The following is a 12,310-nucleotide window of genomic DNA, read 5'->3' on the forward strand; positions in this document are numbered from 1 at the left end:
TGATGATCGAGAGGCCCCTCACGGCGACCGACGTGGAGTTCGTGACGACGCTGCACGGGGACGAGCCGGTGTCGTTCATCGTGCTCCTGCAGCCCCGCGGCGACCAGGCCGATCTGCTGCTGCGGGCCATCGACGACGTCGCCATGGGCGAACTCGGGGAGGCCGTCCGCGAGGGCGGGGAGCCGGAGGGGGCGGAGGCCCGGCAGCCCGCGGAACTCGGACTCGTGCACTCCGTGAACGCCCTGCGTGCCGCCGGGGCCGAGGCCGTCGGCCAGGTCGTCGAGAACCACCCGATCGACAAGATGAAGACCGTCGTCGGCGAGTCCGGCGCCGACGAGGTGATCGTGCTGACCGCGCCCCACTACGTGGAGGAGTTCTTCCACCGCGACTGGGCCTCCCGCGCCCGGCACAAGGTCGGCGTACCGGTGCTGAAGCTCTTCGCCCACAGCGAATAGGCTGGGCCTCCCGTACGACGTCGCACCCTGGGAGACACACGCATGGCATCCGGCATCCCCCACGCCATGGAACGGCCGCACTTCATCGGCATCGGCGGCGCCGGAATGTCCGGGATCGCCCGGATCCTCGCCCAGCGGGGTGCCAAGGTCGCGGGCAGTGACGCCAGGGAGTCGGCGACCGCCGAAGCGCTGCGGGCCGTCGGCGCGACCGTGCACATCGGGCACGCCGCCGAGCACCTCGCGGACGACGCCTCCTGCGTCGTCGTCTCCAGTGCCATCCGCGCCGACAACCCCGAGCTGGCCCGCGCCGCCGAACTCGGCGTGCCGGTCGTCCACCGCTCCGACGCGCTCGCGGCGCTGATGCGCACCTCGCGCGCCATCGCGGTGGCCGGCACCCACGGCAAGACCACCACCACGTCGATGCTCGCGGTGGCCCTGACCGAGCTGGGGCTCGACCCCTCGTACGCCATCGGCGGCGATCTCGCCGGGCCCGGTACCAACGCCCGGCACGGCGACGGCGACCTGTTCGTCGCCGAGGCCGACGAGAGCGACCGGAGCTTCCACAAGTACGACCCGGACGTCGCGATCGTCCTCAACGTCGAACTCGACCACCACGCCAACTACGCCTCCATGGACGAGATCCACGAGTCCTTCGAGGCGTTCGTCGCCAAGATCCCGGCGGGCGGGACGCTGGTGGTCGGCGAGCACACGGGGGCCCGCGAACTGGCCGCCCGGGTCTCCGGCCGCCCGGACCTCACCGTCGTCACCGTCGGTGAGGACGAGGGCGCCGACGTCCGGATCCGCTCGATCACCCCCCGCGGCATGACCAGCGAGGTCGCGGTCGCCCTCCCGGACGCCGGGGAGATCGTCTTCACCGTCTCCGTGCCCGGACGGCACTACGCCCACAACGCGGTCGCCGCCCTCGCCGCGGGCGTCCGCACGGGCCTGGACCCGGCCGGGCTGGCCCACGCCCTCACCGCCTACACCGGCGTCGGCCGCCGCCTCCAGCTCAAGGGCGAGGCCGGCGGTGTCCAGGTCATCGACTCCTACGCGCACCACCCCACCGAGATGACCGCCGACCTGGAGGCCATCCGCGCCGCGGCGGGCGACCGGCGGCTGCTCGTCGTCTTCCAGCCCCACCTGTTCTCCCGCACCCGGGAGCTCGGCACCGAGATGGGCCGTGCGCTGGCGCTGGCGGACGCCTCCGTGGTCCTCGACATCTACCCCGCCCGGGAGGACCCGATCCCCGGCGTCACCAGCGCGCTGATCATCGACGCCGCCCGGGCGGCGGGCGCCCGGGTGACCCCCGTCCACGACCACGGCGGCGTCCCGGACGCGGTCGCGGGAATGGCCGCCCCCGGTGATCTGGTTCTCACCATGGGGGCCGGCGATGTGACGGACCTCGGTCCGAGGATCCTGGCCCGCCTGTCGGACTGAGCCCTCCGGGGCCCTAGCGGTGAGGGAGACCGATCATGGCCTACGACGTCGAGAAGCCGGACGAGCAGTGGCGCGCGGAGCTGAGCCCCGCGGAGTACGCCGTGCTCCGGCAGGCTGGCACCGAGCCCGCCTTCACCGGCGAGTACACGGACACCAGGACCAAGGGCGTCTACTCCTGCCGGGCGTGCGGCGCGGAACTCTTCACCTCCGGGGAGAAGTTCGCCTCGCACTGCGGCTGGCCGTCCTTCTACGACCCGAAGGACTCCGACGCGGTGGAACTGCTGCAGGACCGGTCGTACGGCATGGTCCGCACCGAGGTGCGGTGCGCGCGCTGCGGCTCGCACCTCGGGCACGTCTTCGAGGGCGAGGGCTACCCGACGCCGACCGACCAGCGGTACTGCATCAACTCGATCTCGCTGCGGCTGGAACCGGACGAGAGCTGACCCGGCCGGCTCCCGCTCAACATCCCGCTGCACGGGGGGCGCAGGGGACCTGCGCGCCGGGCCCCCGTCCAGGGCCCTTCGCGCGCCCCCGATAATCGCCCCATGCGACACAACGTTCCCGGCAGCCGTGCCCTGGCCGTCCCGTCCGGCAGGGATCGCCTCCCGTCCCTCACCGGACTGCGCTTCTGGGCGGCGCTGCTGGTGGTCGCCTACCACCTCTCGCGGCAGGTCGGCCAGATACCCGGGGCCAGTGAGCTGGCCTGGTACGGCCGCAGCGGAGTGACCTTCTTCTTCGTGCTGTCCGGATTCGTCCTGGCCTGGACGTACGACGGCAGGCAGGTGCCCGCGAAGGTCTTTCTCCGGCGCCGCTTCGCCCGTGTCTGGCCGCTCCTCGCCGTCACGACGGCACTGTCCGTGGGGGTGTGGCTCGCGCTCGGCAAGGCCGTGTCGGCGAAGGCCGTGGCCGCGACGCTGCTGCTGGTCAACGCCTGGATACCCGACCGGGTCATGCTGCAGGGCGGCAATCCCGCCGCCTGGTCGCTCAGCGACGAGGCGTGGTTCTATCTGGTCTTTCCCGTGCTGATGGCCCTGCCGGCCGTGCGTTCGGGCCGTGGGCGGCGCCGGATCTGGGTGGCGGCCTGTGCGGGTGTCGTGCTCGTGTGGCTGAGCGGTGCCCTGATCGCCGCCGGTGTGCCGCGCGTCTGGGCGCTCGACTACCTGCCGCTGACCCGCACCCTTCAGTTCCTGCTCGGTGTGGTGGCCGGACTCGCGGTGGCCAGGGGCTGGCGGCCGCCCATCGGCCTCTGGTCCGCCGTGGCGCTGGTGGTCGGCTGGCACCTCGTGCTGATTCCCTGGTCGGAGGCCGTCCCGGACGCTCTCTGGTACGGCCCCTACCACGCCTCGCACCTGCTCTCCACGCCACTCTTCGCACTCCTCGTGGCCGCGGCCGCGCACGCGGACCTGAGCGGCCGGAAGACGGGACTCGGCGGAAGGTGGTCCATACACCTCGGGCACTGGTCGTTCGCCTGGTACCTGATCCACGAGATCGTCATCCGCGTGTGGGTGGCGAGGCACGGCCGGCCCGAGGGAGTGCCGGACACCGCCGTGGTGTGGCTGGTGGTCATCGTGGTGAGTCTGGCCCTGTCCGCGTGCGCCTACCGCTGGGTGGAGCACCCCCTCGAACGACGGCTGCGCGGCAACGGCCCGGGGGTACCGTCGGGTGGCGGACACACCGGCGACGTGCGGCACACGGCCGAGGCGGTGCGACCGAACTGATCCGGGATCATCCGGTTTGGCTCGTGCGCAATCTCACAACCGCTGTGGCCTTGTTGTGTATTACATGTGAAGAGGCCTAGAACCTCCCTCTACGTGATCACCGGTGTGTGGGGGCAGGTTCGTGGGTGCTGCGCGTCCTCTTGTCTGTCTTGGACGACCGCCTGTATCAGCGAGTCCCGTTGCGTCGCGTAGAGGCCTTGTCATTGCTCCTTGCGTGACCTGCGGGAACGCCGATTACCCGGGCTTCGGGAAGCTTCCCCACCGTCCGCGCCGTGTACTACTACCCACCACCACCGCCAACAACCCGAGCACTAAGAGAAGTTCAACTGCTCCTGAGTTCCGCAGTTCGTAGGCACATACGGGTCTGTCGATCAGTGTCTGCGCAGGTCACGGTGTTTCGGTGCATGCGCGTCGCGTGAATCGCGTGGGCACACGCCTAGTCCATGAGGTATTGATCTTCTTGCTGTGATCGTTGATGCTGTGGGCATGTACTTGCGGACCACCCAGCGGAAGAACAAGAACGGCACGACGGTTCGCTATGTTCAGCTCGCGCACAACCGGCGGGTGGGCGGCACTACGCAGGCCGAGGTGGTGCACAATTTCGGCCGCGAGGACCAGCTCGACACCGACGGCCTGCGCCGTCTGGTCGCCTCGATCAACCGCTACCTGGGCGAGGACGGCGCTGACGCGGCCGCTCCGGCGGCCGGCGGCGGCCTGCAGGTGACCGGCTCGCGCCCGCTCGGGGCGGTCTGGCTTCTGCAGGGCCTGTGGCGGCAGTTGGAGATCGACGCCGCCCTGAAGAAGATCCTCGGCGCGCGCCGGTTCCGCACCGACGTCGAGCGCGTGCTGTTCGCACTGGCCGCCAACCGTGCCATCGCCCCGGCCTCCAAGCTGTCGGCGGCCGAGTGGGCCGGCCGCGACGCGGTGATACCCGGCCTGGAGGCCATGGACGAGAACCAGGCATACCGGGCCATGGACCTGCTGGTGGAGGCCGACGCCCAGGCTGAAGTGCAGGAAGCGGTGTTCTTCGCGGTCGCCAACCTCCTCAACCTCGAAGTCGACCTGCTGTTCTTCGACACCACCAATACCTACTTCGAACGCGACGAACCCGACGAGGGCGAGACCCCGTTCCGCGCCTACGGCAAGAGCAAGGACCACCGCGACGACCTGCCGCAGATCACCATCGGACTGGCTGTCACCAAAGAGGGCGTCCCGGTCCGGTGTTGGTGCTGGCCCGGCGGCACCAGCGACCAGGCGATCCTGCCGCAGGTCAAGGACGACATGCGCGACTGGAAGCTGGGCCGCGTGATCACCGTGGTCGACCGCGGCTTCTCCTCCGCGGACAATCTCGCCTACCTCACCCGCGCCGGCGGCCACTACATCGCCGGGATGCGCATGCGTGACGGAGGCGACCTGGCCGAGGCCGCGCTCGCCCGGCAGGGCCGCTACCAGAGCGTCCGCGACAACCTGCGCGTCAAGGAAGTCAAGCTCGACCAGGCCCCGGGCCGGCGCTTCGTCATCTGCCACAACCCTGCCCAGGAGGAACGCGACCGTCGCCATCGCGAGGAGGCCATCAAGCGGATCGAGGCCGAACTGGAGCGGATCCGGTCCCAGCGTGAACGTGACGCCAAGCGCGCGACCACAGCCAAGGCGCGGGAGCGGGCGGAGGCCGCCCACGTGCGCGCCGAGTGCGCGCTGATCGAACACCCCACCCTGAAGCGGTGGTTGAGAACGTCGAAGAACGGACGGCTGGCCATCGACCGCGCCAAGGTCAAGGCCGAGGAGCGTCTCGACGGCAAGTACCTGCTGACCAGCTCCGATCCGCACCTGAGTGCCGAGGAGATCGCGGTCGGCTACAAGGCTCTCCTGGAAGCCGAGCGCGGATTTCGTGATCTGAAAACGGTGCTGGAACTACGACCGGTCTTTCACCGTCTCGAACACCGCATCCGCGCCCACGTGCTGCTGTGCTGGCTCGCACTGCTGCTGATCCGCGTCGCCGAACGCCGCACCGGACAGACCTGGAACCGGATCAGCACCGAACTCGGCCGCGTGCACGAGGTCACCCTCACCGGCGACGCCGGACAGATCACCCAGACCACCCCGCTCACCAGCCAGCAGGCCGCCCTCTACCGCGCCTGCGGCATCAAACCGCCGCCACGGATCACCGCCGCAGACCCGGCCTGACCAGCCACAACGTGCCCACGTGGGCACACGCCCGCACGGGCGCCATCCCGACGTTTCCGCAGCTCAATCTCTGTTTTCGACTCATCCGCATGCCTACCAACTGCGGAACTCAGGTGCTACCACGGCAGGCTGAGAGTCCCTGCGAGAACGCGCCTTCGCGCAGATCAAGTGCTGGCGATTGCTTCGGCGAGCCGGATGCCCCCGCCGAATCGGTGCCGTCGTACGGGCAGTCCACACACTCCCGACCCGCGACTATGGAGGTTGAAAGAGGTCCACTGGCGCTGAGAATTGATCCAATCCAAGCCCAAAGACCGCTTTGCTCTGACATAGTCAAGGTCATGGCGGAGTTCGTGAAATTCACCTTCGAGGACGGCCAGTCAGTGCTGCTAGAGGTGTTCCCCAGTCCGCTCACGGAGCAGCGAGCGGGAGAGGAACCGGAACCTGGCTCTGCGCCTCTCGTCCCCGTCGCCCGCCCAGGCAGCGGCCGGGTAGCTCGGGCCACACGCGGTGCGCTGGAGCAGGTACTCAAGCCCTTGGTCCCAGTGCTTCAGTCCGTGCACAACACCGTTTCGACCATGGACCAACGCCCTCAGCAGGTCACTGTCGACCTGGGCGTAAAGATCGGTAACGATCTGACACTGGGCATCGTAGCCAACAAGGGCGAGGCGAGCCTGACCGTTTCCGCCACCTGGAACCTCGATGGCACCGCGCCCACGGAGTAACCATGTACGGGAAGTTCAACGTCGATCCTGATGCCCCGGTGCGGAGAGCCTGGGCCACTCTTCATCCACGAAGCTCCGGCTCGGCGACGCTTGGTGCCGGTGTCGTTGTGGCCGACGGCTATCTGTTGACCTGTGCTCATGTGATCAACGCAGCCCTCGGGCGTGAGAGGCTGGCATCGAACGAGCCGACTCCGGCGGAGATGGTCGGAGTTGCCGTCTCCTTCCCCAGCACCGGCAGCGAGCGCCACCCCGTCCAGCTGACCCACTGGCTACCGCCCAAGATCGAGGGCACTCAATGGTGGGAGGGTGATCTCGCGCTCCTGCGCGTGGCACTACCCGGGACGGGCATAGGTCCGGTAGCGATCAGAGAGACCTCGGCGCGGAAGTTGTCCACCTGGTACGCCAACGCGGCTCCTCGGTCCCTGGTAGACGTCGTGGTACAGGCCAGCATGGGACCCTGGTACATCCTTGATCCCGGAGTGGCACCCCTTCAGATTCAACCGGGCCACAGCGGGGCACCGCTGTGGGACCGGGAGCGCGGATGCGTAGCGGGGCTATTGGTATCCACCGAACCCGGCAACCCACGCTCGTACGCCATCAGGGCACCCCAGTTACTGAGGCTGCTTGCTGCCGCGGGGGTTCTCCCGTCGGCAAGGGTCGATTCCCTCAGCCCACGGGAACGAGCGCGTCGTAGAGAGCTGATCGACGCTCTCGACGGGCTGTCCGACGAGAAGCTTGCACGGTGTGCGGAGCGCTTCGGTGACGCCTTGGGGCTCCCCCGCCGTGGGCTCACAAGAGAGGAACTCGTCGACCAGGCTGCCGACCACGCACGGGGCTTCGCGACCTTGCTCAGCGTGCTACCCGGGCACGATGACGCGGTACGGCGTGTTCGAGCAGCAGCGGCAAGAGTAGGGTCCCCTCGCATCCTTGCCCCTGACGAGTACGCCGAGTTGGCCGCGCTGCTCGGCACGGCCGCGCATCAGGAACTCTATGAGGCCGCGCGCCGCGCCGTACCGCATCTCTCCCTGACGACGACCAACGGGGCCGACTGCGACGCCGCCGACCTCGCCGCGTTGATCGAGGATCTGGAGGACAGACAGCTGGAGTCCGGCATCGTGCCGCCGCTGCTACAGGCGATCGAAGAGGTGGCAGCAGGCCGGCCCGAAAACGGCGAGGATCTGCGGTCTTGGTCGGAACGGGTTGCTTCCCGCCTGGGAGTCAGCCAAGGAGCGATGGCGCAGTGCCGGTGGACTTCCAGATCCCGCGCCACCGCCCGCGCGTCGCCGCCAATCCTCAGAGTGTGGCTCTGGCCGGGGGCCGTTGTCGACTCCTTCCACTACGTGATCCGTCTCTACGACGGACAGGGCGAGTTGGCAGAGGTGTGGACCGACATGGACACACTGCGCAGCCGTGCCGAACTCTGTGCCGACCTCTCCAGCGCCATCAATGGCCTCGATCGCTACGAAGACTCGGCAGGGATCGAGTTCCTCTTGGAGGAGGGATCCTTCGGCTTGGCTGTTGACCGCCTGCAGACCCAGGCCGGGGTGCTCGGCCCACGGCTTCTCGGGCTCGATCGGGTTGTGGTCCTGCGCGGACAGCGGGTGTTCCGCGCCGGTGAATGGAGGGCCCGGTGGCAGCGGAGACAAAACCCGGGCTCGGGACCGCACGTAGTGCACGATCAAGAATCAGCGGACAGCACCCTGACGAACAAGCGTGAAATCGCCTGCGTCATCGCCGCATGTCCACCGGAGCAACGGGAACGCACCCTTGCCCTCTGCCGCTGGTTCGGCGTACCCGTGGTGTTGTGGCACAGGGACGCCCATGGTCCCCAGGCCGCCGACGCGTTGCTGCCTGTCGTACGCGAGGACTGGCCGACCAGCCTCCGCGAAGAGGTCAGACGGTGTCGTGCCGAGGCCCGGCACGACACCGCGCACGTGGGCGCCCATCTGGCCCTGCTGTGGGAGGACCCGAGCTGGACACCGCCGCAACCACGGCTGTCGACACCAACGATTTCCGAAGGTGGTGCCGCATGAGTAGTGAGCAACCACTCGAGCGACTGTTCCGCGGTGACGGGGGCAGGTACGACGACTCTGTACCACTGCCACCGCCACCGCCTTGGCGTCGCCCGAGCCGTGATGACGCCTCCGCACGCCCCCAGCGCCCCTATCTCATCGGACCGGAACAGGTGGAGGTGGTCAACGCCGCTCTGCGACTGCGACGCCCACTCCTGGTCACGGGCAACCCCGGCACCGGCAAGTCGTCGCTCGCTCATGCCGTGGCCGCAGAACTCGGACTCGGGCCGGTGCTCGTCTGGCCGGTCAACACCCGTGCAACACTCACCGACGCCCTGTATCGCTATGACGCCATCGGTCGCCTGCGTGAACGCAAGGATGGCGCAGATGACATCGGCAGTTTCGTGCGCCTCGGGCCACTCGGTACCGCGCTGGCGACTCGCCACAAGGGCCGACCACGTCTGCTGCTCATCGACGAGCTCGACAAGAGCGACGTCGACCTGCCCGATGACCTACTGTTCGTACTCGATGAAGGCGAGTTCTCCATTCCTGAACTCGCCCGCCTTCCCGCGCAACAGGCCGAGGTGGCGGTGAACGTGGAAGGCTCACAGGAGAAAACCCTGGTTCGGCACGGGATCGTCCGATGCCGAGACTTTCCCTTCGTCGTGATCACCAGTAACGGGAACCGGGAGTTCCCGCCGGCCTTTCTACGTCGCTGTATCCGACTGGAACTGCCGGAGCCCGACCCCGCCCAGCTTGAAGAAATCGTCCGGGCGCACTTTGCGAAAGGCGGCCTTGAACAGCTGGAGGCGCAATGGCCGCGGGTGCTGAACCTCATTCAAGCATTCACCGACAAGCGCAGCCTCGGCGGCTTGGCCACGGACCAACTGCTGCACGCCGTACATCTGCTCCAGCAGGGAATCCACCCCGAAGTCGCACACCTGAAGGAGGCGGTGCTGCGTGAGCTCAGGAGCGGCGGAGGATGGTGATCCGAGAGAGCTGTCACTGGTCCGGCTGAGGTCGGCGCTCGCCGGTGCGGGCGTCGAGCTGTCACCCCGTGAACTGAGTGACGCCCTGTGGCTCGCCTTACACGCTTCGCCGAAGCTCGACCAGGCGGAACCCTCGGATCACGGCGTCGGGCCCGAGGCCGAATCGGGGTCACTTTCGAGCGCGCAGAGTCAACGGGGCGCAGCACCAGGGGACGAGTCTCCACCGGAGAGCGACCGGCGGCCTGTGTACGCCTTGACCGGGGCGCGCGGTAGCGGCAACTCCGGTGCACCCGTGCGGATCCCCGGGGTCCGAGGGCTGCCGCATCCGCTGGGGATCGCGAGAGCCATGCGCCCCCTGAAGCGTCGGGTGCCGTCCACACACCGTCACGAGCTGGACGAGCATGCCACAGCTGAAACGATCGCCGACATCGGTGTCCTCGACGTCGTGCTACGCCCCGCTCAGGACCGCTGGCTCAAGCTTGTCCTCGCGCTCGATGAAGGTTCCTCGATGCGGATATGGCGTGACACGATCCGCGAACTCATCCATGTGCTCACCGTCTCCGGCATCTTTGGTGCCGTGCGTACCTGCTCCCTCGACACCACCCCTGGTATCACTGGTAGCCGCACCGTTGTACTCGTCGTGACGGACGGCGTTGCCGACCACTGGCATGACGGTTCGGCCCACGGCCGTCTCGCCGGGATGGCAAAGGCGGTGCCAACGGCTGTGCTCAACCTGCTTCCCATGCGTCTCTGGAGCAATACCGCACTGAGTCCGGAGCCCATGCATGTCAGGACTACGGCGCCGGTACAGCCCAACATCCTGATCAATGCGTACAACCCCTGGCTTCCGGCTGGTCTGGAACCGCGACCGCGCCTTCCCGTACCCGTAATCGAACTATCCGAGTGGGGCCTGCGTCCGTGGGCAGAACTGCTCGCTTCACACGGCGGCGTGGCCTCTCTGCGGATCATCGACGCAGGAGCTGACCCTCAAAGCTCGCCGCCGCATTCGGTTGCCTCGCATCACAGCGCCGAACAACGCGTGCGGGAATTTCAGGGCCTGGTCTCGCCTCAAGCATACGAGCTAGCCGGCCATTTGGCTGCCGTCGATCCACTCACGCTGCCCGTCATGCGTGTCGTCCAGTCCGCCGCACTGCCGGGAAGTCATCCCTCCTGCCTCTCTGAAGTCCTACTCAGCGGTCTCATGCATATTGACGAACTCCTGGATGGACAAGAGGTCTTCGCCTTTCCCCCCGACGTACGATCCGTGTTGCGCACAGTAGTCAGGACCAGTGCGGCACTGCGCACAATCGACGCCGTGAACGCATTCGTTGAGCCACTCCTGGGGCGGACCCCGGACTTTCCGGCGCTCATCGCCGACCGCACAGGCTCACTGACCCTCCCACGGGGGGGCGCGCCGTTCACAGAACTCGGGTCCATGAAACCTCAGCGCGTTCGACAAAGTTCGGACCATCGACCGTATTTCTTCCTGAGTTATGCGCACACACCGAGGTACGGGGCGGATGTGCCGGATCCCGACATGTGGGTGGAGCGGCTCTTCCGGGACCTGTGCGGCCATGTGATGGCCATGACCGATCTCCCCGCCGGTGCACCGGCGGGATTCATGGACCGGGAGATACGCTCCGGTGAGGGGTGGTCCGAGCGCCTCGCCGAAGTACTCGCCACCTGCCGGGTCTTCGTACCGCTCCTCTCCCCCCGCTACTTCGCCAGCGAGATGTGCGGCAAGGAGTGGTACGCCTTCGCCCAGCGGGAGATCTTCCACCAGGCCAGGAGTAACCGGCCCGCCGAGGCCATCGTGCCCGCGCTCTGGGTGCCCGTGCCCCCCGAGCAACTACCCGGCCCCGCCGAGGGGCTGCAGTTCAACCACCGCGCCTTCGGCGACCGCTACGTCACCGACGGACTCTACGGACTGATCAAACTCCGGAAATTCGCCGAGGAGTACGAGCGGGCGGTCTACGAACTCGCCAAGCGCATCGTCAGCGTCGCGGACGCCACCGCCGTCGGGCCCGGCAGACCGCTCGACTTCCGGCAGGTCCCCAGTGCCTTCGGCACTCCGGACCGAGCCGACCCGCTCAGCACCGGCCCCCGCCCCATCCAAATCACCGTCGTCGCACCCACCCTGCACGACCTCCCCCCGGGACGCGACCCCCAGTACTACGGCGACATGCCGCAGGACTGGAACCCCTACTACCCGGACGTGCACCGGCCGCTCGCCTATGTGGCCCGCGATCTGGTGCGGAGCCTCTACTATCGGGCCACCATCGTCTCGTTCGACCACGACAGCACACCCCTCGACAGCAAGCGGGCCCCCACCAGACCGGAGCTGCTCATCGTCGACCGCTGGGCCCTGGAGGACGACGAAAGACGAGAGCAGCTCGCCGCCTTCGACGCCGAGGACCGGCCCTGGGTCAGTGTCGTGGTCCCCTTCAACCGCGACGACCACCAGAGCCGCGGCGCGGAGGGCGTCCTCGGCGCCAAGCTCGCCGAGACCCTGCCGACCAAGCTGGGCCAGGGCCGCGCCGCCGCCTGCGGCGTACCGAGCATGGAGGCGTTCGGCCTGCTCCTCCCCCAGGTCGTCGAGGCGGCCGCCCAGCAGTACCTGAGACATGCCCGGGTCTATCCGCCCAACCCTTCGCCCTCCGAAGGGCAGATGTGGCCCAGGCTTCAGGGAGCGCCAACCAGCAGTGGATCAGATCGCGGTGCTCGCGAGACCGAGTAACTGCACAGTCGTCTGTTCACAGGGACATCGTTGCGCTCTGCGACGTGTGGAACCCC

Annotated in this window: 9 protein-coding genes and 2 pseudogenes; all 11 read left to right on the forward strand. The window is 68.1% G+C overall.

Annotation, left to right across the window (positions count from 1 at the left end; genetic code table 11):
- The first annotated feature begins 2 nt into the window (after window positions 1-2).
- On the forward strand, window positions 3-455 hold the full coding sequence (locus DDQ41_RS26165) for an indole-3-glycerol phosphate synthase (protein WP_172607552.1): 453 nt from the start codon (window positions 3-5) through the stop codon (window positions 453-455).
- Window positions 456-497: 42 nt separating this feature from the next.
- Entirely contained in the window at window positions 498-1,892 is a 1,395-nt protein-coding gene (gene murC, locus DDQ41_RS26170; RefSeq protein ID WP_109296666.1) for a UDP-N-acetylmuramate--L-alanine ligase, read from the forward strand.
- Window positions 1,893-1,927: 35 nt separating this feature from the next.
- Window positions 1,928-2,335, forward strand: a complete 408-nt coding sequence (msrB, locus tag DDQ41_RS26175; protein WP_017944744.1) for a peptide-methionine (R)-S-oxide reductase MsrB — start codon at window positions 1,928-1,930, stop codon at window positions 2,333-2,335.
- Window positions 2,336-2,437: 102 nt separating this feature from the next.
- Entirely contained in the window at window positions 2,438-3,610 is a 1,173-nt protein-coding gene (locus tag DDQ41_RS26180; RefSeq protein ID WP_109296667.1) for an acyltransferase family protein, read from the forward strand.
- Between the two features lie 486 nt (window positions 3,611-4,096).
- On the forward strand, window positions 4,097-5,794 hold the full coding sequence (locus DDQ41_RS26185) for an IS1634 family transposase (protein WP_109297466.1): 1,698 nt from the start codon (window positions 4,097-4,099) through the stop codon (window positions 5,792-5,794).
- Window positions 5,795-6,132: 338 nt separating this feature from the next.
- Window positions 6,133-6,516 carry a CU044_2847 family protein gene (locus tag DDQ41_RS26195; RefSeq protein ID WP_109296668.1) on the forward strand — a complete coding sequence of 128 codons (384 nt, stop codon included), beginning with the start codon at window positions 6,133-6,135 and terminating at the stop codon, window positions 6,514-6,516.
- A 2-nt stretch (window positions 6,517-6,518) separates the two neighbouring features.
- A pseudogene (locus DDQ41_RS33115) lies at window positions 6,519-7,061 on the forward strand (S1 family peptidase); the annotation flags it as partial.
- A 405-nt stretch (window positions 7,062-7,466) separates the two neighbouring features.
- Window positions 7,467-8,549: a VMAP-C domain-containing protein gene (locus DDQ41_RS32705; RefSeq protein ID WP_245990639.1), complete on the forward strand. Its 1,083-nt coding sequence runs from the start codon at window positions 7,467-7,469 to the stop codon at window positions 8,547-8,549.
- Complete coding sequence (locus tag DDQ41_RS26205) at window positions 8,546-9,517, forward strand: AAA family ATPase (protein WP_109296670.1); 972 nt, start codon at window positions 8,546-8,548, stop codon at window positions 9,515-9,517. Before DDQ41_RS32705 ends, DDQ41_RS26205 begins: the two co-directional genes overlap by 4 nt.
- Window positions 9,489-10,793, forward strand: a pseudogene (locus DDQ41_RS33120) (SAV_2336 N-terminal domain-related protein); the annotation flags it as partial. The gene DDQ41_RS26205 and the pseudogene DDQ41_RS33120, both read left to right, overlap by 29 nt.
- 159 nt (window positions 10,794-10,952) lie before the next feature.
- Window positions 10,953-12,254, forward strand: coding sequence for a TIR-like protein FxsC (locus DDQ41_RS26210; RefSeq protein ID WP_162602743.1), 1,302 nt, complete (start codon window positions 10,953-10,955; stop codon window positions 12,252-12,254).
- The last annotated feature ends 56 nt before the right edge of the window (window positions 12,255-12,310 follow it).

Source organism: Streptomyces spongiicola (assembly GCF_003122365.1).
GTDB lineage: Bacteria > Actinomycetota > Actinomycetes > Streptomycetales > Streptomycetaceae > Streptomyces > Streptomyces spongiicola.